This is a genomic window from Brachyspira pilosicoli P43/6/78, assembly GCF_000325665.1.
Taxonomy (GTDB): Bacteria; Spirochaetota; Brachyspiria; order Brachyspirales; family Brachyspiraceae; genus Brachyspira; species Brachyspira pilosicoli.
Genome location: NC_019908.1, coordinates 1752138 through 1776831, shown reverse-complemented (window position 1 = coordinate 1776831; position 24694 = coordinate 1752138). Strand labels below are relative to the sequence as shown.

The window sequence follows — 24694 nt, the reverse complement described above, 5'->3', positions numbered from 1 at the left end:
AAATTAGCTAGAAATATGCAAAATAAATATTTTAGAAGTTTTATTTCATAATATATATAATTTTTATATCAACATTAGAAATATTGCATTTAATGAATTATATATTTCTTCAAGGACTAATACATGAAAAATAAAAAACTTTTTATTACTATATATTCAATATTAATTATAATAGTATTTATATCAGTAGTTTTATTAAATATTTTAGGTAAAAAAGAAAGAATTGGGTATTTATCAGAGTTTAAATTAAATATAGATAAAACTCTACAAATTAATGGATTAGATATAGAAGAAACTAAAAAGTTATTCGATCTAAATGATAAGTTAGATGTATCTAGTATTACTAATTATATTTTTACTAATAACTCTATAACAAATTATAGCTATGATTTTAGAATAAAATATTATAGCAAAGTATTTAGAAATAGTGATATATACGGAGTCTATCCTAATATAGATAATATATTAAGTAATAATGGTTTTATTAAAGAAATAAATATTGGTGAATCTGGAAGTCCTTTTGGTAATTTTATTTCTACTAAAATTATAGATACAGAAAAAATTGATAGTATAAATTATAAGTTAAAATTAAAAGTATATATTTGGATAATATTTATTATTGTGTCTTTAATAGGTATTTTTTTAGTATATAAAAAACTAATAAATAAATTCAATATAAATAAAAAATTAATATTAAGAATATATACGATAGTCTCTGTTTTAATTGTTTGTGTATTTGTATTGTTCTTTATATTAACTAAATTAAACTATAAATCAAATTTGCAGGATTTACAATTAGTAGCTGAAACTAAGATAGGATATCTATATCAGGCTAAAATTGTTAGTAGTGGATTATTTTCAGATAATTTTATATATGATTATGCAAAGAAATTGAGTTTTGATAAGAAGCCAGATTATATAAAATATGGCTATAATTTAGAATTAACTACAGCTCCTGACTATGATAATAGAATAGGTTCTGTTTTTAATAATGATAATGGTACATTTACTGTTTCAAATTCCACTAGTTGGATTGGATATGGTTATAATTTGGAGTTGTCTAAAGGTGAGAGATATATTGTAACATTAGAAGCTAAAAAAATTAGTGGAAATTTAAACTATGCTATCAAATATGATTTAAACTATTGGGATGATTTTACTTATATACCAAATACAGATAAAATGACAGATGACTATAAAATATATATAAGTGAGTTAGAAATAAAAAAAGATAAAATTTCAAAACATCCAAGTATACAATTAAGATTTCCTTTAGGTGTTTTCAATGTAAAATATCTAAAAATAGAGCAAGAATTAGATAATCTATATTTAAAATCTGGTAATACTATAGTATTTACATCTTCTAAAGAAATTAATGATATTAATGATTTAGGTAGTATTAATTATAAATTAAATATTAGTTTATATTTTATTATATTAGTTTTTATGATCATTATATCACTATCTATTCTGTATTTTAGTACTAATATTATAAACATACTAAATAAATTTACAAATAATTTAAAAAATTACATAGACTTTGATAATAAAGATGATTTAATAATATTTTTAGATAATTATCAAAAATATAAAATATCAAATATTTTATTTATTATATATATAATAATATTAGCTTTTATAATATTTTCTATTAATTTTGTTAATGGACCAAACAATGATGTTTTTTGGTGTGCTACAAATTATGATATTTTTTATAATATTTATGATTTTAAAGGTTATTTTTGGCAAAGAGGAAGACATTTTGCAGATATGTTAATAGTTTTAAGCATGCGTCCTTTTGGTACAATATTAATTAATATATTTAATATTGATCCTTTTAAATCACTTATGTTATCTAAAGCATTATTTTCAGTATTCTATACTTTTCTAACTACTTTCTCAGTGTCATTATTTGTATGGACTATAAATAATAAAAAAAAATATAAATTAATATTTTTATTAGTTTCTTTATATATTTGTAATTATACTAATATTGCTTATTATGTAACATTGGCTTGTTATGTTGGCGGATTTGGTTTTTCTATGCTTGTATTTTATCCTATGATATATTATTTTGTTTATGGCAAAGAAATATTGCTTTTTAAAAATAAAAATATGCATTATATGTTATATTTTTTGTTTCTATATTTTTCAACTTTTAGTATGGAACCTACATCTACAACTTTAGCAGGTTTTTCTTTTTTTATAATATTATATTTATTTATTAGAAATACAAATTTATTTTTTGATAATAATAATAGAAAGCCTAATTTTTATATATTATTTATTCTGTTATCAACAATAGTTTTAACATTAATTTCATTTTCATTGACTGCATTTTTTAGCGGAAGAGGTAAGTGGCAATCTCAGAGAATATCAAATACAACTATAATGGATAGTATAATTAATAAATTTAGTAGTTTATCAATATTTAATAAAATATTAATATTACTTGGTATATTGTATTTAGTATATTTATTATTTATTTTATTAAAAAGTAAGAAAATAATTAAAGAAAATTATATATACTTTTCTATTTCTTTTACAGCTTTATTTTTAATATTATTTTTCTACTCTATAGATGCTCCTACTATATATGCTCAGTTAATATTATTATTCACTTTACTTATTATAATACTTTTAAAAAATACTAATAATAAGAATATAATATTTTCTTTACTTTCAAATTTTATACTTTTCTTTTTAATATTTACTATGTCATTGAATTTATTGAAATATCATGATAATATTATGGAAAATTCAAAAACTACTTTTAGAGATTGGAGTATAGTATTACAAATATATAAAGATGCATACAATAATAATCTTGATGAAATAGTTATTAATAAAGATGATATAGAACGATTAAAACTTGGAACAATATTTTATAAGCCACCAAAAAAAGGATATGGATATGATGATGATCCAAATACACATTATAATATTATGTTATCAGAATTTATGCAAAGATATTATATAAATAAATATATACCAATAATAGTATTTTATGATTGATTGGAGATTTTATGCAAGAAAAAGCTTATGAACTTATAGAAAATTTTGAGGACTGGTTTTGGTGGAATAGAGCTAGAAAAAATATAATAATAGATACTATAATTAATAATGTAGATGATTTAGAATATAAAAAATTATTAGATATAGGTTGTGGAAGCGGAGATTTTTTATCAAGTATTTTACAATATGTTCCTAATTGTATTGGTATAGAAGGATATGAATATAGTCACAAAAAGTATAATAATATAAGAATATGTAATATATTTGATAATGGTTTTGAAGATCATTCATTTGATATAATAACAGCATTGGATGTTATGGAGCATATTGAAAATGAAAATGATTTCCTTAATGAAATAAAGAGATTATCAAATGGTAAATATATATTATTAACTGTACCAGCATATCAATTTTTATTTACATATCATGATGAAATAAATCATCATTATAGAAGATATAATAAAAATAGATTGAAAAAATTATTATTGGAGAATAATTTTGAAATAGTAAAAATAAGTTATTTTAATTTTTTTTTATTTCCTCCATTTTTTATTGTTAGAATTGTTGATAAAATTTTTAACTTAAAAAGAATAGAAAAAGAAAAAAAGAGTATTTTTAATGAATTACTTTATAAAATATTTAATTTTGAAAAATATTTACTTAGAAGAATTAATTTACCTTTTGGGTCTAGTTTAATAGCTTTATGTAAATTAAAGGAAAAATAATGAAAAAGCTTAGTTTTATTATACCTTGTTACAATGAAGAAGAATCTTTGCCTGTACTATATGATAGATTAAATAATGTATCAAAGGAAATAAAAGATTATGATACAGAATTTATATTTATTAATGATGGAAGTAAAGATAAAACCGAAGAAATAATAATTCAACTTAATAACAATGATAAAAGAGTAAAATTATTTTCTTTTTCAAGAAACTTTGGTCATCAAGCTGCTGTAAGTTGCGGTATACATAATTGTAATTCTGATTTGGCTGTAATTATAGATGCTGATTTACAAGACCCTCCTGAAATTATACCAGATATGATAAAGATGTACGAAAAGACTAAAACACCTATTATATATGGTAAAAGAATATCAAGAGAAGGTGAGACTTTTTTTAAAAAAATAACAGCGGCAATGTTTTATAGATTTATTAATTTACTTTCTGAAGTTAAATTTCCTGTAGATACTGGTGATTTTAGATTGATAGATAAAAAAGTTATAAATATATATAAACAATTTTATGAAAATCCTAAGTATATTAGAGGTTTAATTAGCTGGACTGGATTTGCTCAAAAACCTTTTGAATATAGAAGAGATGCTAGAATTGCTGGAGAAACTAAATATACATTAAAAAAAATGTTAAGATTAGCTACTACAGGTATACTATCATTTTCTACAAGACCATTAAGAATATCTTTGTGTTTAGGTTTAATATCTATATTTATTGCTATAGTATTTTCTTTGAGGGTCTTTTATTTGTATTTATTTAATCCTAGTGTTTTGGTTAGAGGTTGGGCTTCTACAATAATAGTTCTTCTTTTTATGGGTGGAGCTCAGTTAATTTCTTTATCTGTTATAAGCGAATATTTAGCTAATCTTTTTAATGAATCTAAGAAAAGACCTGAGTATATATTAAATACAGTTCTAACAGAACAGAACAGAACAGAACAGAACAGAACAGAACAGAACAGAACAGAACAGAACAGAACAGAACAGAATAAATCATCTTTATTATATATTAAATATATTAAATTTCAAGCCTACAGCTATAATTTATAGTTGTGGGCTTTTATTTTAAATTTATTATTAGGAATAATTTTATGAAAGTACTTATATTAGCAGGTGGATTAGGAACAAGATTAGGCGAAGAAACTACTATAAGACCCAAACCTTTAGTTGAAATAGGTGGAAAACCTATTATATGGCATATAATGAAACATTATTCTCATTATGGAATAAATGATTTTGTAATACTTCTTGGATATAAAGGATATATGATTAAAGAGTTCTTTGATAATTATAGACGCCATTTATATGATATGAAGATAGATTTTAAACATAATAAATCTGAAGTTTTAAAATCTGGTTTGAATATAGAAGAAGAAAACTGGACTATAGAGCTTATTGATACAGGCGAACATAGTATGACAGGCGGGCGTCTAAAAAGAGCTTATGAATATTTAAAAGATGAAGAAAGTTTCTGTTTGACTTATGGAGATGGAGTTTCAGATGTAAATATAGAAGAAGAGATTAAATTCCATAAAATACATGGAAAAATAGCAACTATGACAGCTGTATTTCCTCCAGCAAGATGGGGGGCTATAAGTATAAATGAAAATAATATAATCACAGATTTTATAGAAAAACCTAAAGGTGATAATGCTTATATAAATGGCGGTTTTTTTATATTAAATAGACAAATCTTTGATTATTTAAAAGATGATTCAACTATATTTGAACAAGAACCATTAAGAAATTTAGCTAAAGATAAAGAGCTTATGGCATTTAAACATGATGGTTTTTGGCAATGTATGGATACACAAAGAGATAAATCTTTACTTGAGGATATGTGGAACAAAGGAAATGCCCCATGGAAAACTTGGAAATAAAAAATATATTTAATTATTTCAAAAATAAGAAGGTATTGATAACAGGTCATACAGGATTTAAAGGAGCCTGGTTTTCAAAACTGCTTTTAACTCTTGGTGCTGAAGTTTATGGTATATCTTTAGAAGCAGATAATTTATCATTATGTAATTTAATTAAGCTAAATAATGAATTAAAATCATATATACAGGATATTAGAGATTTAGAAAAAATAAAAAATATAGTAAAAGAAATTAATCCTGATATTATATTTCATTTAGCAGCACAGCCTCTTGTTATATATAGTTATAATAGACCAGTGTATACATTTGAAACTAATGTAATTGGCACCATTAATCTAATGGAATCTATGAGAGAATTAAGTAATTTAGAATGTGCTGTAATGATTACAACAGATAAAGTTTATGATAATAAAGAGTGGGTATGGGGGTATAGAGAAAATGATGCTTTAGGAGGTCATGACCCTTATTCTGCTTCTAAGGCATGTGCTGAAATAGCCATAAAAAGTTATAAGAAGTCATTTTTTAAAGATGTTAATATAGCTAGTGTGAGAGCAGGAAATGTTATAGGCGGAGGAGATTTTGCTGACAATAGAATAATACCTGATATAGTAAGAGCTATAGAAAAAAATATTCCAGTTGAACTTAGAAATCCAAATAGTGTAAGACCTTGGCAGCATGTACTTGATGTGCTTTATGGATATTTATTAGTATGCTATAATTTAGCTAATAAAAAATCAATTTCAGAAAGCTATAATTTTGCTCCAATAGATGAAGGCAACAAATTTACAGTTGAATATATTACTAAAGCTTTTATTGATAATATAGGTAAAGGAAGTTATATAATAAACTCTCCTGAAACATCTAAAAAAGAAATGAATATGTTGAGATTAGATTCATCTCTAGCAAGAAAAGAATTAGGGTGGAAAGAAAAATTTAATACTGAAGAAGCTATAAAACAAACAGCTATTTGGTATAGCGAATATTTAAATAAAAATGATATTAATAATATCACAGAAAAACAAATTAATTATTATATAGAAGGTTAATATGGATAGAAATAAAATATTAGAATTAGTAAAAGAATATGCTAAAGAAGAATATTCTCAAAAAAAGTTTATAGAAGGAAAAAGTTCTGTACCTGTTTCAGGAAGGGTATTTGATGAAGATGATATTGCTACTTTAGTTGATAGTGCATTAGATTTTCATCTTACTACTTATAGATATAATGATGAATTTGAAAAAGGATTGAAAGATTTTTTTGGATTAAAATATGCTTTAAGTTGTAATTCAGGTTCTTCAGCAAATTTAATTGCTGTAAGTTCTTTAAAAAGTCATTTGCTAAAAGATAGAGCTTTAAAAGATGGAGATGAAGTTATAACAGTTGCTGCTGGTTTTCCAACAACTGTAAACCCAATATTACAAAATAATTTAGTACCTGTATTTATAGATGTTGAATTAGAAACTTACAATGTAAATGTAGATTTGATAGAAAAGGCAATAACTGATAAAACTAAAGCTATAATTTTAGCTCATACATTAGGAAATCCTTTTAACTTAAGAAAAGTAAAAGAAATTTGTGAAAAACATAATTTATGGTTAATTGAAGATTGTTGTGATGCTTTTGGAAGTATTTATGATAATAAAAAAGTTGGTACTTTTGGTGATATTGCCACATTAAGCTTTTACCCTGCTCATCATATAACTATGGGAGAAGGAGGAGCAGTACTTACTAATAATCCTGTACTAAAAAAAGCTATGGAAAGTATCAGAGATTGGGGACGTGATTGTTGGTGTCCTCCTGGTTGTGATAATACTTGTAATCAAAGATTTAGTCAAAAATTGGGTGATTTGCCTGAGGGATATGATCATAAATATACTTATTCTCATTTAGGATACAATTTAAAAATTACTGATATGCAGGCTGCTTGCGGATTTGCTCAATTAAAGAAAGTGAATAATTTTATAGAAAAAAGAAAATCTAATTTTCAAAAATTAAAAGATAAATTACAAAAATTTGGTAAATATCTTATATTGCCAAATGCTCAGGAAAATAGTGAACCTTCTTGGTTTGGTTTTCTTATTAGTGTTAAAGAAGATGCTCCATTTACAAGAAATGATATTGTGAAATATTTAAATGATAAAAAAATAGGAACAAGACTTTTATTTGCTGGTAATATTACAAAACAGCCCTATATGATAGGAAGAAATTATAGAGTTGTAGGAGAATTAAAAAATTCTGATTTTATTATGAATAATACTTTTTGGATTGGTGTTTATCCTGGTATTAATGATGAAATGATAGACTATATAGAAAGAATTGTTTTTAGTTTTTTGAATAGTAATTAAAAAAGGATATATATGAATATAAAAGTATCAGATTATATAGCAAATTTTTTAATTTCTAAAGGTATAGAATATGTTTATGAAATGGTTGGAGGTATGAGTTTACATTTAAGTAATTCATTTTATAAAAATGGAAAAATTAAAGTTATACCTATGAAACATGAACAATCTGCCTCTTTTGCTTGTGTAGGATATTCTAGTGTTACTAATAAGCCAGCTGTTGCTATGGGAATATCTGGTCCTGGAGCTATTAATATGATTGGTGGTATAGCAAGTAGTTACTATGATAGTATACCATCATTATTTATTTCTGGTCAGGTTAATCAATCTGAATTGAAAAATAATAAAAACATAAGACAGTTGGGATTTCAAGAACATAATATTGTAGATATGGTTAAAGGAATTTGCAAGAAAGCTGTAATTGTTAATTGTAAAGAAGAACTTCCTAGTTTATTAAATGAGCTTTATGATTTAACAATATCAGGTAGGTATGGACCTGTTTTAATGGATATTCCTATGAATATACAAAGAGAATTTATAGATACTGATTTAATATTCAATAATAATATAATAAAAACAAATAATTTTTATATAGAAGATAATGTATTAGATAATATAGTAGAATTAATAAATAAATCTAAAAGACCTCTCATATTAGCTGGAGGAGGTATTAGAAAATCTGGTGCAATAGAAATTTTTAGAAAACTTGTTCATAAATTACAAATACCTGTTGTTACATCATTAGTTGGTATTGACTCTCTTCCTACAAATAATTCTTTTATGTTTGGTTTAATTGGAACTTATGGACATAGAGAAGCAAATGATGCTTTATTTAATTCTGATTTATTAATAGTATTAGGAAGTAGATTAGATATAAGACAAACAGGTAAAAATATTGATGCATTAATAGGTAATAAAAAAATTATTAGAGTAGATATAGATAAATATGAATTAAATAATAATATAAAATCCTATTACAATATAGAAGCTAATTTAAAAGATTTTTTGCACGCTTTTTATAATAAAATACAAAACATAAAATTTAATGATTTTAATGATTGGATTTCTTATATAAAAAAAAATAGAGATAATAATCCGATAGAATTAGAACAAAGTTTAGATGGAATACATCCTAATATATTTTTGAGTAAAATTTCTAATATTTGTAGTTATGATAAAAGTTATGTTGTAGATATAGGTCAAAATCAGATATGGGCAGCTCAATCTTTAATTTTGAATGATAATGATTTATTTATAACTTCAGGCGGATATGCTTCGATGGGGTTTGCTTTACCTGCTGCTATAGGTGTATATCATGCTACTAAAGAAAATGTTATAGTTATAACTGGTGATGGTGGTATGCAGTGTAATATACAAGAATTGGAAACTATTTCTAAATTATCAATTCCTATAAAGATATTTGTTATAAATAATTCTTCTTTAGGATTAATTAGACAGTCTCAAGATGAAAATTTTAATTCATACTATGGTTCATCTGTAATAGGATATAGTGCTCCAGATTTTTGTTCTATTGCTAATGCTTATAAAATAGAATCTATTAATGTTGATTCGTATTCATTATTAGATAATGCTATATTTTCTTGCTTAAATGATACTACAAAACCATATCTTATAAATGTATTAATTGATAAAAATGCTGATTTATTGCCAAAGGTAGTATTTGGTAATAATATTAACAATATGTATCCTTATAAAACTAAATAGGTTTGATAAAAAATGAATAAAGTACTAGTTGAAGATTTAAATTTTATATTAGAAAAACTTAAATATAATATAGATTTTAATGAATTAAAAGACAAACATATTTTTATCACAGGAGGCACAGGACTTTTTGGGAAACTTCTTTTAGAAACATTTTTATTTTTTAATTATACATTAGATACAAATATAAAAATAACTGTACTAACTAGAAATTATGAGAAGTTTATATCTAACTATCCTCAATTTCTTAATGAAAACATCAAATTTATAAATGGAGATATAAGGAATTTTAACATAGATTTTGATAATATAGATTATGTAATACATGCTGCTGCTTCAGTTGATCCTATTTTAGAAAAAGAAAATCCAGATGAAATGTTTTCTATTATTGTTGATGGAATAAAATATTTACTAAAAAAAATAAAACCTTATAATGTAAAAAGGATATTATTTACTAGTTCAGGAGCAGTATATGGCAAGCAGCCATATAATTTAAAGTATATATCAGAAGATTTTAAATGTAGTCCTGATTCTATATATGGTAAGGCTAAACATATATCAGAAAATATTTTATTAGATAGTAATATAGATACAATTATAGCAAGATGTTATGCTTTTACGGGGACTTATTTAAATTTACAAATACATTATGCTATAGGTAATTTTATTCTTAATTGTTTTGAAAAAAAAGATATAATCATAAAAGGTGATGGAAGTCCAATACGTTCATATCTATATACAGCAGATTTAATTATTTGGATTATTGCTGCATTATTTAAATCTAATAGTAATGAAATATATAACGTAGGTTCTATGAATGAAATATCAATATTAGACTTAGCCAAATTAGTTACGAAACAATTTTCCTATAGTACGAATATTAATATTTTAGGAAAAACGAATGTTGGTATAGCACCATCTGTATATTTACCTGATAATAATAAAATAGTTTCTAAACTAAATGTGTCTGAAAATTATACTTTAGAAAATATGATTAAAAGAACTATAGATTGGAATATATTAAATAATGATGGAGTTATAAAATGAAAATAATTAGTATAGTTATACCTACTTATAATGAAGAGAGTAATGTTATACCCTTAAGTGAAAAACTAATATCTATATTTAATGATAAATTATCTAATTACAATTATGAAATAATTTTTATAGATAATTATTCTAAAGATAGTACAAGAAATAAATTATTAGAATTGTGCTCAAATAATAAAAATATAAAAGCTATTTTTAATGCCAAAAATTTTGGACAATTAAATTCACCTTTTTATGGACTTTTACAATCTTCAGGTGATTGTACAATTTTACTATGTGCAGATTTCCAAGATCCTCCTGATTTGATAGTAGATTTTGTTAAAGAATGGGAAAATGGATATAAAATAGTTATAGGTAGAAAAAATAAAAGCAAGGAAAATCCTATAATGTATTTAATAAGAACCCTATATTATAATCTTATAAAAAAAATATCATCTACTGAACATATATCCCATTTTACAGGATTTGGACTATACGATAGAGATTTTATAAATGTACTTAAGAATCTAGGTGATTCAGAACCTTATTTAAGAGGTATAGTATCTGAGCTTGGATATACTAGAAAAGAGATATTTTATGAACAACAAAAAAGAAAATCAGGAAAAACTAAAAATAATTTTTATTCTTTATATGATGTAGCTATGCTCGGTATAACTAGTTATTCAAAGGTTGTGTTAAGACTTGCTACAATGTTTGGTTTTTTATTTTCTATTATAACATTTATTATAGGATTGATAACATTTGTTGTTAAATTACTTAATTGGAATAATTATCCAATAGGTATGGCAGCATTAATGGTTGGAGTTTTCTTTATAGGTTCTGTGCAAATATTTTTTATAGGTCTTTTAGGCGAATATATTTTAAATATTAATTTAAGAGTAATGCATAGACCTCTAGTTGTAGAAGAAAAAAGAATTAATTTTGATAAATAGTATTATCTATATATTTTACTAGTTTTTATTATAAAAATATTTTAAATTTCACAAACAGGACTTTGTCTTACTCTAATTTTCATTGCAGAGCCTTTGCCAAATATATTGTCCATAAAGTCATTGTATTCTTTTACTCTGTTTAACGGTATTAAAGCCTGAATAGTACCAGCAAAACCTCCTCCATGTACTCTAACAGCACCATCATTTTGTAGGAAATCTTTTGTCATAGCAATAGCCAATGCAACTCCCATATTTTTAGTGCTTGTGATGGAATAACAGTTTTGAAGATACATGAAACTAGAAAGTCCAGATTCATTCATAAGATTTATATATTTTTTTATGTTGTTTTCTTTGAGTGAGTTTATCTGCTCTACTACTCTTTCATTTTCTGTGATGAAGTGATAAGCTCTTAAAAATGCTCTGTCTCCAATATCTTTTCTTATATTTGAAGCGTTTTCTAATAATTGCTGCTTTGTAATATCACGGCATACTTCTTTAGAGAAATATCTTGCAACTAAATTCATCTCTTCTCTTATAGCAGCATACTCATTAGTAAGCGAACTATGGTCTCCCTTAGCATCAACTATCATAAGAGCATATCCAGCCTTTTCAAAATCATATTCTACTTTATCTAATTTAGGATTATTGTTATCTTTAAAATCTATAGCCATAATACCGCCAATAGAACAGCCCATCTGATCCATAAGTCCGCAAGGTTTTCCAAAATATTTGTTTTCGGCAAACTGACCTATTTTGGCGATGTCTACTTTTGATATTTTATCTTCATTATAAAGAGCATTAATTATCTCTCCAACCAAAGACTCAAAACTAGCAGAAGAACTAAGTCCGCTTCCTATTAAAACTTTATTCGTAATAGAAGCAGTAAAGCCTCCTAGTTTATATCCCTTTTCTTTTATACCAGCACATACACCTCTAATTAAAGCACTAGATTTACCATATTCATTTTTATTTATATTTAATTCATTTATATTTATGTAGTTTGGATTATCAGAATAGTCTGTATAAATAACTATTTTTTCATCGTTTCTCTTTGATACCACAGCTAGCTTGTCTAAATTAATAGAAGCAGTTAATACACAACCATTATTATGGTCTGTATGATTTCCAGATAATTCAGTTCTTCCTGAAGCACTAAATACATGAATATCTTGACTGTTATCTATATTTTTAAAATGGTTTAATACTGAAGTTAATCTTATATAAGCCTCTTTAATGGTGTTATCATCAGCACCGTATATATTAGAAAATTGCTCATCAAGTTTATTGTTTTTTAGTAGTTCTTCTAATTGTGATATCTTATACATAAAAATTAATCCTAAAAAAAGTTTATACATATATAATAATATTTTTTTTATCAAAAATCAAATTGATATTTAATAAAAAAAAGTTCATTATCTTGTTTATTAATAAAATTATTATATAATAATAGAGGAGTAAATTATGAATAGAGATGAAGTTATTATATGCAAAAATGAAAGCGATATAGTTGATGCTATTATGCAAGATAATGATATTATATATATAGAGTCTTCTTTAGGAAAGAAAATATCTAATATCAAAAATACAGGTAAAATAGCTTGGGGATTACTTATTGGAGGAGTTGTAGTAGCTGTAACAGCAATTATATCTTCCAAAACTTTAAGCAAAGGAAAAAGCGTATTGGTTTTATCATTAGCTACAATTCCTTCTTTGGGTGTTGCAATAGCATATATTGGTTTTCCTTCAACAATTTCTCTTTTACAGATTATGATAGATTCTTATAAAAAAAATAACGGAATTAATGGGGCTAAAGATATAGTATTAGCTTTAAGAAATAATTATTATATTGCTGAGTTTGATAGAGAAAAAATGACTACTAAAAAAAGTTTCTAATACTGAAGAAGTAAAAGAAGTAAAAATATCAGAAATAAAAAGTTAATTGTTTATAGGTAATTTATCTATACTTTCTATTTTCCATTTAGAAGATTCATATATTAGTTTGATATAGTAATAAGTAGGGCTTAATTTTGTATTTCTTATAATATAGCTTCCTCTGTCATTTTGATTAGCTTCGGCTGTTATATAATTTATTGTAGCAGAATATTCTCCGTCATTTAATGATAGCATATTTTTAATAGAGTCATTATTTTTTAGTATTATATTTTCAATTTTGTTTATATCTTCTATATTAGAGTTTTTTTCTAACCATTTTATGTTTTCATTTATTATTTCATTTTTCATTTCTGTATAAAAAGAAAATAAACTCTCTTTTTTTATAGTATTAACATCATCAAGACAAGATACAGTAAATAAGCTTATTATTATTAAAATGATTTTTTTCATTTGTTATCCTTTGTTATCCTTAAAAATATATTATTTTTTAATTAAAAAAGTTTATAGTTAAAATATTCCATTTATCATTTAAATATATTCCAACAATTTCAATAGAGTTTTTAGAGATTTTATTAAAAGAAGGATATTCTATCTGTGCTATTTTTATATCATTATATTCTCTGTATGTTATAGCCACATCATAATACCCACCATCTTTAGGCAAATAATTACAAAGAGCCTCTTCATCATCTGAAAATATTCTCTGATATATAGAAGCTCTGTTTTTTATAGATTCTATAATATCTGCAGTTGTAAGCTCATATAACACATACATCTCATTTATTTTTTTTACAGTGTTTTCATCTAAATTAGTAACAATGTTTGATGTAAACTCTAAAGTATCTTTGGCAGATATTAATGTTGATATATACTTTTCAAACATATAAGCACCATATTCTGAATCTGCTTTATACTCTTTTTTACAAGATGCTAGTATAAAAATAGTCATTATAATAAGTAAAAATTTTTTATTCATTTTAATATAGTCCTTTTAATTTTATTGTTGTATATTGCACTAAAAACTCTGCCATATCATAAAGCGATATTATAAAATGAACAGCATTATTTTCTATAGCACTTTTAGGCATACCGAATATAGTACTTGTAGTTTTATTTTGTGCTATAGTTAGATTTTTATTGTTGTATAAATTAATCATTCCTTCAGTACCGTCATTGCCCATACCTGTCATTATTACTGCTATTGCTTGGTCTTTTAGGTTATCGTTAATTGTATTAAATAAATGATTAACTGACGGCATATATGGCAAGTCTAGTTTCAAATCTGGTCTTAATTTTATTTTTATATTATCATTATCTAAATATATACCCATATTATTTTCACCTGGGCAAATATATGCAAAGCCTGCTTTTACTTCCTCATTATCTTCTGCTTCTTTAACTGTAATTTGTGATACATCATTTAAGCCTTTTGCTAGAGAATATGAAAAATCTTTTGGTATATGCTGTGCTATTAGTATTGGAATTGGGAAGTTTTTTGGTATAGATGGAATTAAACTCCTTAATGCTTTAGGACCTCCTGTGGATATTCCTATTGCTATAAGTTTTGGATTTTTAAAATCAGAATAGTTTATTTTTTTTATTACATCACTTACTCTGCTTATATTGTGCGGAAAAGTGTTTATTGTGTTTTTTTGTATTGTAGTATTTCTAAATAAATTATTTTTTATACTTTCATCTATTTTTATTTCTCTTATATTTTCTTCTTTTTTAATATTTTTATTTATTATAATACTTGATATTTCATTTTCTATATATTCTATTTTAGCATTCTTATTTATAATCTTAAATGCTCCCAAATTAAGTATTCTAGTATTCAAATCATCATTTTTATCTGTAGTTGATAATACTATTACTTTGGTATTAATGCTCTCTTTTTTTAATTGCTTAAGGAGTTCAGAAGCACTCATCATCGGCAGGTTAAATTCTACGAATGCAAAATCTATTTTTTTATTTATTATAGTTTTGTATGCATCTATACCATTATTTACAATATTTACTATTTTTACAGCAGGATTTTTCAAAAGTATTTTTTTTATATTATCAGATACTTCCTTAGAATCTTCTGCTATTAATATATTGATAAATAATCCCATAATACACCAAAATTATTTATTATTTTTTTCATCTTCCTCTATAATTTCATTTAAAGTATTAAATATTTCTGAGGTACTTTGGTCGAATATGCTTTGATTGTTTTCTTCTTTTTTCTTTATATCATAAATATGTTTTTCATTGTCTGTATGTTTGAAATCTTTTTTATCAGTTTTTGTTTTAGTCTTTTTTATTTTTGTATATACTTTATCTTTTATTTTTATATAAATATTTTTAATTGTATTGCTTAATTTTATTATAAATAAAGCAACTATTCCAATAAAGCATAATACTACAAACCATTCGCCAAATCTAGTGTATATTGTAATCTTATCATTCAAAGCTACATTAGCAATCATATAATCAGGTTTCCAGAAAGGAAGAGTAGATATCACCTTACCGCTGCTTGATATATGCCCAGTTACACCAGAGTTTCCATTATGTACTATGTCTCTTCTGTTTTCTATTGCTCTAAATACAGACATATAAAAATGCTGAAGCAAAGAGTTATCGCTGTAAGACCAAGCATCTTCAGTTATAACGGCTATAGTTTGAGCTCCGTCATATGCAAACTGTCTTACAAAATCTCCAAAAGCACTTTCATAGCATATTATACCAGAGAACTTATAACCATTTGGGTGTTCAAATACTGATATTTTATCGCCTATCTCCCATCTGCTTGCTCCTGCTTTATCAAATTGTTCGTATATAAGAGCTATAATATTTTTAAATGGGAAAGTATTAAGAAGAAACTTATTATTTTGAAAAGGATAAGCTTCTCCTCCTGGAACAAGTTTTATTTTTTTGTAGCTGTCAATAATATTTCCTTGCTCATTTATAAACTCTATTCCATTATAATATTTATAAGGGTTATATGCATTTTCATTTGTATTTTCTTCTATAATTGTTGTACCGAGCAAATGATGAGTTTGAGTATTTTTTATTGTGTTGTATAAAATATATGTATTAAAAATTGCAGGGTATGTTGAATTAGAAGCCATTCCATATTGGAACATTTCTCCATAACGAGATAGATAATAATTGTATGAATCCATTGTTACAGATTCTGGATATACTATTAGAGAAGGCTTTGATAATGCTGCATCTGTTGCCAATTTGCATATTCTTTTTACTGAGATAGTGCTGTTTTGAGTGTATCCGTCTGGTTTTTCTTCGCTTTGAAATTTTTCTGATTTTAACAAAAACCTTTCAGCAAGTCCTTGTATGCCTGGTGAGTTTCTTTTATAAGGCTCTCCTGTGTATATGCTGTTCCAAGGAATGTTAGGGTCAAAAGATTTTTGTATAAGAGCCATTTTTGTTTTAGGCATAGAAACTCTTTTAGCTTCTATATAATTTACTTTTATTAAACCATATACTAAAACAATAAAAAATACTGCTGCAGTTGCTATAGCGGGTAAAAAAACTTTTTTGTTTGATATTTTTTTGTTATTTTTTATACTTTCAGATTTTTCTACGTATAATATTAAATAATGAGTGATAACAGCATTAGATAAATAAATCAAAAAACTTATGCCAAGCACACCTATTGTATCAGCTATTTGTATAAATGGAATAAAGTTCCATTGAGAATAACCTATAATTCCCCAAGGAAAACCCAAATATCCAACATTTCTCATATATTCCATAACAGTAAATACTGCAGGTACTATTAAAAATCTTATATTAGGAAAAGTTTTTGAAAGATATCCGCTTATTATCATTGCCGGAAAATAAAAAAGTAAAGTAAGCAAAAATAATATTGTAAATAAAGCTAAAAAAGAAACAGCAGCTTCTGTCTCTTTAAGCATAAATGCCGCCACCCATACAAGCAAATAACCGAAGAATACTATTACAAATAAAAAAGATGATAATACATAATATCTAATCTTATCAGCTTTGTATATAATAATATTCAAAGGAAATAAAGCTATAAACGCTATTGGAAAGAAATTAAGAGGCGGAAAAGCCAAAGTTAAAAGCATAGCAGCAGAAATGCTTAATATAATTATTCCATAAGTATACGAATTACCTTTAGTTACTTTCATAATTTTCCTAATTTTTTTGTATATATTATAGTTTATAATGTTAAAAATATCAAAATATTTATTAGATTAATATTTACCATTTCAAAACAAATTCAGTATAAAGCTCTCCATCTTTAATAGATTTGGTTATCTCTAAAGAAGATTTAACGTGCGTAATAGAACCCAATAGTAAAGAAGACCAAGCCATTAAAGATAACTCCAATATTTCAGGGTTTCCTGTAAAGTTTTTCATATGAGCTACCAATAATCTTTTTCTGCTTTTAATAACTTCAATTCTAACAGGGTCATGTATCTCTTTAAATATTACTTCAGCTACATAACGTAAGATGTAATATCTAGGTACGAATAACAATATTATATTAAAGTATTTAGGTATAAGTCTGTTGTAGTGGTATTCAGCAATATCTCTTATACCAGCATTATCTCCATCATAAAACAAATCACATACAAGTTTATGAGGGTTGTGGAAACCAGCCATAAAAGGATACCATTCTTTTATTGATATATCATTTTTAAATATTAGCGAAGAAGCAGGCTCCATAGCAGTAAGCCATTTTTGATAACCGTCCTCTCCAAATTTCTCTCTTACAAAATCTTTCAATATTATTAAAGATATTCCTCTTACCCTTTGTGTTGTAGTTGCTGAAGATGATTTTGTATTTATAGTATATCTTGATATTTCATCATTTAAATCTGTTAATATTTTATTATTATCATTTGCAAATCTAGTCATTGTGTTTGCATAAGTAGAAAGCTCATTAGAGTTAGAATATATTTTATCAATGTTTTCATATATGGCATTTGATGTAGTTCTAAGCTTAGCCATAGATTTAGAAGCACTAACAGATAAAGTATTTAAAGTATTAATATTATTTTTTATATCTCCTAATTTGCTTGCCACATTGATATATTGTTTTTTAATATTATCACTTGAAGTAGATATTGTAGTAATCGAATTAACTATTTCATTAATAGCTTTTAATTGTTCAACAGAAGAGTTGTGCACGCTTCCCATTATCTCTGTAACTTCTTGTACGTCTCTAGCCAATATATCAAATTGTGTAGTAGACTCTGTTAAATCATTACTTGTTACTATGATTTTTTCTTCTATTGATTGTAATATTTTATTTGCATTATCAGCCTGTTCGTTTGAAACTTCTGATAATTTTCTTATCTCTTCAGCAACTACAGCAAAACCAGAACTATATTTACCAGCATGAGCAGCCTCAATAGCAGCATTCATAGCAAGCAAGTTTGTTTGATGTGCTATGTTTCTTATTGAACTTACGAAATTCGATATAAAACCTAAAGCATTTCTTAAGTCGCTTGTAGCTGTTGATGTAGCTTGCATTTTTTCTTTACTCTTCATAGATGCTATATGCAAGTCTTTTGCTTTATTGGAAGCATTAAATATAATATTATCTATGCCTTCTATAGTTTTAGACATTTGTTCAACAGATACAGATATTTGCTCTATGCTGTCGCCTTCTTTTATTATTTTTTCTTGAAGTTCTTTTGTGTCTCTGTCTATTTCATCTATGCTGTTAGAGTTAATATCTATGTATTCCAAAATATTTTTATTGCTGTTTTCTACTATCTCTAAGTTATTTAATTCTTCATTAATGTTAGTTTTAATATTTTCTATTGATTCATTTATATTATTTATTATATCAGAATTTGAAGATATTTGATTTGTAAATCTATCACTTTGCTTTTTAGATATAGATATAATTTTTTTGATGTTTGCTATAGTAGCTTGGAAATTACCGCTTAATATACCCATCCATCTTGTAATTTCAGAAACTTCATCTCCTCCAGATAATTCTGGTATATCAACAGATAAATCTTTATTATCAATAGAATCTCCAACTATATCAGATATTCTAGTTAATGATGAGAATATTAATTTTATGAAGAATCCTATTATAATTGCAGATATAACAAATACCATAATAATAGTATAAACAATAGCTCTATTCATATAGCTTATTTGAGATTTATAATAACTATTTGGTATAAGCATAGCTACATTTAAAACATCGGATATACTTTTTATATATACTCTATAATCCTTACCATATATGTTTACATTTTCTGTTACAATTTCATCTTTAGCTAGGTTTGAATTAAGTAATTGATAGTAAACAGGATATATAATATCAAGTTTACTTTTGTTTAATCTATTATCTTTAGAATTGATAATAGTTAAATCATTTTTATTAATAAGTAATAATTCAGATGAATCTATATCAAATATATTTTTTATTTCGCTGGTATTAGTATAGTCAAAGAATAAAGCGATATTCGCAACACCAATAATAGTATTATTTTCAACTATAGTTTTAGATATATTAAACAATGTTCTATTAAACATAGAAGATAAGAAAGTTTTATAATATACATCTGTAGGAGAATAAGTATTTAAATTGCTCCATACACCATTTACATCATTAGTAATAATTGTAAAATTAGTTGTTTTTGTATCTATATTATATGATTTAGGAAGCTCATTAAAACCTAAAGTATAATTCGGTATAAAGAGAATACTTAATACTCTATTAATATATGGATTTGATTCATTAATATTTTCCATTAGGAAGTTAGAGGCATTATCGGTTAAATATGTATCAGTTCTTCTGTCTATTGTATTAAATGTTAGAGCTGATTTATAGGATAATTTATTGACTTCTTCTAATGATGAGTAGAACTTATTCTCAAAACTATTAGCTATAATTTTGAAATTATTATTCATATTATCATCAATAACTTTATAAAAAGTTTCTATATTAAGGTTGCTGCTTAAGAAATTAGAACTAATAGCAACAAAAGCCATTACAGCAAATATCATTAAAGTGATACGAAGTCTTATACTCATTTTTTAAAATGCTCCTACTATATTACTACTAATCTCGGAATAACTAGGCATATTGTTTAGTATTATACTAATATTTAATTATACAATACTTAAATTAAAAAAGCGATATCTATAAATATAGATACCGCTTTATTTATTATATTTTTAAAGATGTATTATACACCCATTCTGTTTATTACCACATCAAGAAGCTGGTCCATAACACTAACAACTCTCGCAGAAGCATTATATCCATGCTGATACATTGCCATTTGCGCTACTTCTTCATCTAAATTAACTCCAGAAACAGACTGTCTTAATTTTTCAAGATATTCCATAACAATAGTTTGTTTTTCACTTTCAGAATTTGCTGTTTCTGTTCTTGAAGCTATTTGAGAAATACTTCCAGTGTAGAAATCATTAAATGTAGATTTGCTGTCTACCATTATTTCTTTATTTTTCAAATTAGCTATAGCCAAAGCATTAGAACCATCACCAACACCATTCCATTTATCATTAAAGCCATTACCAGTAGTGTCTATACCTTTTGAAGCTGCTATGTAGTTAATATCATTTCTTATAATATCGTTTACACTAATTGCAGCAGCAGGGTGTTTTTCTGGTGTTACAGTAAAGTTTCTAAAATCTCCAGCCAATTGATTAACCTGATTTGTAGTCTGCCAATTGTAAGCACCATTAGCTCCAGATTGATTCAACAAACCAGATATTCCAACCAAAAAGTCTCCGGAATCTTCTATATGCTTAATGAAGTATGAAGGCTTAATATAATCATCAAAACCTTTAGCCTTTAATACAAGTCTATTATTATCATCTAAATAAGCTGATACATTAGCATCACTTGAGTTTATTTTATCTATTAACTCACCAACTTTCATTTGTGCAGTATAATCTATGGCAACATCAGCACCCTCTCTAGTTTTGCTTCCAAATACCAATGTTCCAGAGCTTCCTATACTAGCATTAATATCAACACTATTTACACCGCTTACCTTAAACATTATAGTAGAATCTTCAGTGCCGTCGTTGTTTAAATCATAGTTTCCTATTACAGAAGGAGTTTGTTTATTCATAGTGAAGAAATCAACTCCTGTTTCTTGATTTAAACCAAAACCGCTTCTATGTATTTCATTTACGCTGTCAGCCAAATTCATAGCTAAAGTATCTAAATCATTTATAGCATCAACAGTATCTACGTCTCTAAGTTCTAATAAAGCCTTTAATTCTCCGCCATCTAAATTAAGCTGTACATGGTCATTTTCCCAATAAACATCAAACATGCCTTCATTAATAGCACTTCTCTCTAAACTTAATTTATTTACAACATTTCCCTGTATTAATGAACGGCTTCCTATATAAATCATTGTCTCATCAGGGTCAATAGATTTTATATCAACATTAGCCAAAGATGATAACTCGTCTAATAATAAATCTCTTTTGTCTAATAAATCATTAGGACTCTGACCCAATGCTTCTTGTTTTACTATAGCAGTATTTAAACTTCTAATAGAGTTAGCTATATCATTAATTCTATTAACTTTATTTTCTACAAGAGAGTTTAAATTATTTCTCATTGAATCCATTTGATTATACATTTGATTGAATGAGTTATTTATTCTATCAGCTCTCTCTACTAATGTCATTCTTGTGCCTCTTTCAGCAGGGTTAACACTCATTTCCTGCCAAGCGTCCCAGAATGCATCCAAATCATTTCTCAAGTTATAATCACCAGGCTCATTATATATAGCCTCTAATTGCTGTAAATAATTGTTTTTTGTTTTCCAATATCCATCGCTTCCAAGTTCTACCATTATTTTTGAATCTATAAATTTATCTCTTAATCTTTCTATTGTAGTTATTTCAGCACCTTGACCTATTTGTCCGGCACGTTCTGCTCTGTTCAAACTAGGCTCTTCTAGAGGTTTGTCGAATGTACGCATTACTACTCTTTGTCTGCTGTATCCTTTAGTGGCTACGTTATTTATATTATGTCCTGTTACTTCTAATGCTGTTTTGAAGTTTTGAAGGGATCTTTTACCTAATTCTATGCCAAAAAATGAGCTTGTTGACATTATTATGCTCCTTAAAAAATAGTTTACTACTAATACTTTACTTATCGTAAGTTTTTAATTTTTAATTAGTTTTTTTTATCATTATTGTAGCTTAAGGTAACATAATAACTATATATTATGTTAAATAGATATGCTTAAAATGTTTCAAATATGATATTTAGCGATTTATAAATGCTGTTTCTTATAAAATATAATAAAAAACAAAGATAAAATTATATTTTAATATATTTAATTCTTGTAGCATTCTATATGTATGGTAGATTCCATATTCATTTTATCTCTTATAGATTTCTCTAAAACGCTTACTTTATCATGAGCCTCTTCTACTGTCATATCTTTTGGAAAACGCATATGGAATGTTATTTCTGTATGGTCTCCGTATGTATGTATATGAAAATGATGAAGATTTGAATTATCATTATTTATATTAAGTTCATTAGCAATGCTGTTAATATCTTTAATAATATCTTCTGAAGGGTATTCTCCTATTAAAGGTTCTATACTTGATTTTATAACATCGAAAGCGGCATAAAAAATTACAAGTGAAACTAATATACTTAAAACACTATCCATCCACCATAAGTTTTTTCCTACCAATATACCAACCAATATAATTATAGAAGTAATGCTATCGCTTCTATGGTGCCAAGCATCGGCATACAATGACTTTGAGCCAGATTTTCTATACCCCCAAAGTGAATACTGTGCTAATAGCTCTTTAACTACAATAGAAACTATCATTGCAACAATAGCTATAATTGTAAAAGAAGCAGTTTTTTTATTTAGTATATTTTTTATAGCCTCAGAAAAGAAACTATATCCTATAAATACAAGCATAATACCAACAATAAAACTAGTTATAAGCTCTATTCTGCCATGACCGAAAGGGTGTTCTTTGTCTGCCGGTTTTTTAGAAAATACTCCGCCTATAATAACTATAATACTGCTTATGCAATCGCTTAATGAATGCCATGCATCTGCCATTATAGAAAGTGAACCTGTAAGCATTCCTACTATATATTTAAATGCAAATAATAATACATTTATAATTACAGATACTATTCCTTCTATTATCATATATTTAGATTTTTTTTCATTGCTTATATTCATTATTTTACCTTCATTTATTTGTTCATTAATTTTTTAAACTATTTTAAATATAATGAATTTAAATAAAAATATCAATAAAAATTATATATCAAGACTTTTTATGTGCGAAAAAATATATATTATGCCCTATAGCCCTCATTTTTTCTTCATAGAGTGTAACGCCGTATCCTTCTAAACTATGAACATAATCTTCATTTAGAATATTTTTGAAATTACTATCTTCCTTGTATATAGGGTTCATTATTTCAAGTGCATAATTATCATCATCTGTAACAGAATAAAATATACCATCATCTTTTAAAAGCGGATGCATTTTACTTAAAAATTCTTTATTAAATATTCTTCTATGTGCATGTTTTTTCTTTGGCCAAGGGTCTGGAAAGTTTAAGTATATTTTATCAAAATAGTATTTATTTTTAATATAATTATCTATTACATTATTAGCTTCGCCGAATATAATAGTAAGGTTTTTTATATCTCTTTTATAAGCTTTAGATATTGCTTTTTTGGCTGCTTTAAAAGAATATTCTATTCCTACAAAATATTTATCTTTATTATTCATAGCAAGCTCTACTATAAATTTACCGTTTCCGCTTCCTATTTCAAGCTCCAAGTTTTTGATGTTTGATAATCTGTTTTCTAATTCTTTTACTATAATATTTTTATCTTCTGTATTAAAATCATCTATCAAATAAAAATTAAGTATTTCTTGATTTAGGTTTAAACTTCTCAAACTATAAACTCCTAGTAATTTTATTTGAATGATATATTAATTAATCTTTATGTCAATATATATAAAGAATTAAATAAGCATTATAACGCACGGTAAGCGGATTTTGTTTTTTAATTAAATTTGAATTGCTAATTAATTTACGGACAAAATTTTATTTACCGTGCGGTAAGCTCTTTTGTAAA

General features: G+C 25.4%; 18 protein-coding genes and 1 pseudogene. 10 read left to right on the top strand and 9 right to left on the bottom strand.

The window, feature by feature from the left end; translation table 11 throughout:
- The first annotated feature begins 123 nt into the window (after positions 1-123).
- From BPP43_RS07905 to BPP43_RS07865, 9 genes are read left to right on the top strand one after another with little or no spacing between them, the layout of a single operon-like run.
- On the top strand, positions 124-3015 hold the full coding sequence (locus tag BPP43_RS07905) for a hypothetical protein (RefSeq protein WP_015274652.1): 2892 nt from the start codon (positions 124-126) through the stop codon (positions 3013-3015).
- A gap of 11 nt (positions 3016-3026) precedes the next feature.
- Positions 3027-3740 (top strand): class I SAM-dependent methyltransferase, encoded by a 714-nt coding sequence (locus BPP43_RS11495; RefSeq protein WP_051013560.1) that lies wholly within the window; start codon positions 3027-3029, stop codon positions 3738-3740.
- Complete coding sequence (locus BPP43_RS07895) at positions 3740-4798, top strand: glycosyltransferase family 2 protein (RefSeq protein WP_015274650.1); 1059 nt, start codon at positions 3740-3742, stop codon at positions 4796-4798. The genes BPP43_RS11495 and BPP43_RS07895 overlap by 1 nt, the downstream gene beginning before the upstream one ends.
- Before the next feature lie 41 nt (positions 4799-4839).
- Positions 4840-5628 (top strand): glucose-1-phosphate cytidylyltransferase, encoded by a 789-nt coding sequence (gene rfbF, locus BPP43_RS07890; protein ID WP_015274649.1) that lies wholly within the window; start codon positions 4840-4842, stop codon positions 5626-5628.
- Complete coding sequence (gene rfbG, locus BPP43_RS07885; protein ID WP_015274648.1) at positions 5610-6674, top strand: CDP-glucose 4,6-dehydratase; 1065 nt, start codon at positions 5610-5612, stop codon at positions 6672-6674. Before rfbF ends, rfbG begins: the two co-directional genes overlap by 19 nt.
- 1 nt (position 6675) lies before the next feature.
- On the top strand, positions 6676-7974 hold the full coding sequence (rfbH, locus tag BPP43_RS07880) for a lipopolysaccharide biosynthesis protein RfbH (RefSeq protein ID WP_015274647.1): 1299 nt from the start codon (positions 6676-6678) through the stop codon (positions 7972-7974).
- A gap of 12 nt (positions 7975-7986) precedes the next feature.
- Complete coding sequence (locus tag BPP43_RS07875) at positions 7987-9696, top strand: thiamine pyrophosphate-binding protein (protein ID WP_015274646.1); 1710 nt, start codon at positions 7987-7989, stop codon at positions 9694-9696.
- Positions 9697-9708: 12 nt separating this feature from the next.
- Positions 9709-10740: an NAD-dependent epimerase/dehydratase family protein gene (locus tag BPP43_RS07870; RefSeq protein WP_015274645.1), complete on the top strand. Its 1032-nt coding sequence runs from the start codon at positions 9709-9711 to the stop codon at positions 10738-10740.
- Positions 10737-11675, top strand: a complete 939-nt coding sequence (locus BPP43_RS07865) for a glycosyltransferase family 2 protein (RefSeq protein ID WP_015274644.1) — start codon at positions 10737-10739, stop codon at positions 11673-11675. The genes BPP43_RS07870 and BPP43_RS07865 overlap by 4 nt, the downstream gene beginning before the upstream one ends.
- A 41-nt stretch (positions 11676-11716) precedes the next feature.
- Here BPP43_RS07865 and BPP43_RS07860 read toward each other — a convergent pair whose 3' ends face one another.
- Positions 11717-13000: a galactokinase gene (locus BPP43_RS07860; RefSeq protein ID WP_015274643.1), complete on the bottom strand. Its 1284-nt coding sequence runs from the start codon at positions 12998-13000 to the stop codon at positions 11717-11719.
- Positions 13001-13136: 136 nt separating this feature from the next.
- Here BPP43_RS07860 and BPP43_RS07855 point away from each other — a divergent pair.
- Positions 13137-13614: pseudogene (locus tag BPP43_RS07855) on the top strand (hypothetical protein).
- Here the strand turns inward: BPP43_RS07855 and BPP43_RS07850 are convergent.
- From BPP43_RS07850 to trmB, 8 genes are all read right to left on the bottom strand, one after another.
- Positions 13611-14018, bottom strand: coding sequence for a hypothetical protein (locus BPP43_RS07850; RefSeq protein ID WP_015274641.1), 408 nt, complete (start codon positions 14016-14018; stop codon positions 13611-13613). The pseudogene BPP43_RS07855 and the gene BPP43_RS07850 sit on opposite strands and share 4 nt — an antisense overlap.
- Before the next feature lie 37 nt (positions 14019-14055).
- Entirely contained in the window at positions 14056-14544 is a 489-nt protein-coding gene (locus tag BPP43_RS07845) for a hypothetical protein (RefSeq protein ID WP_013244270.1), read from the bottom strand.
- A gap of 1 nt (position 14545) precedes the next feature.
- Positions 14546-15682, bottom strand: coding sequence for a chemotaxis protein CheB (locus BPP43_RS07840; RefSeq protein WP_015274640.1), 1137 nt, complete (start codon positions 15680-15682; stop codon positions 14546-14548).
- A 12-nt stretch (positions 15683-15694) separates the two neighbouring features.
- Complete coding sequence (gene lnt / locus BPP43_RS07835; RefSeq protein ID WP_014932138.1) at positions 15695-17725, bottom strand: apolipoprotein N-acyltransferase; 2031 nt, start codon at positions 17723-17725, stop codon at positions 15695-15697.
- 73 nt (positions 17726-17798) lie between these two features.
- The gene (locus tag BPP43_RS07830; protein ID WP_015274639.1) at positions 17799-20600 is read right to left on the bottom strand and encodes a methyl-accepting chemotaxis protein; all 2802 of its coding nucleotides are present in this window, start codon (positions 20598-20600) and stop codon (positions 17799-17801) included.
- Positions 20601-20755: 155 nt separating this feature from the next.
- A complete protein-coding gene (gene flgK, locus BPP43_RS07825; protein WP_015274638.1) occupies positions 20756-22669 on the bottom strand; it encodes a flagellar hook-associated protein FlgK in 1914 nt (637 codons plus the stop codon).
- A 228-nt stretch (positions 22670-22897) separates the two neighbouring features.
- Positions 22898-23779, bottom strand: coding sequence for a cation diffusion facilitator family transporter (locus BPP43_RS07820; RefSeq protein ID WP_013244275.1), 882 nt, complete (start codon positions 23777-23779; stop codon positions 22898-22900).
- 88 nt (positions 23780-23867) lie between these two features.
- The gene (gene trmB / locus BPP43_RS07815; RefSeq protein ID WP_014935126.1) at positions 23868-24512 is read right to left on the bottom strand and encodes a tRNA (guanosine(46)-N7)-methyltransferase TrmB; all 645 of its coding nucleotides are present in this window, start codon (positions 24510-24512) and stop codon (positions 23868-23870) included.
- Positions 24513-24694: the final 182 nt, after the last annotated feature.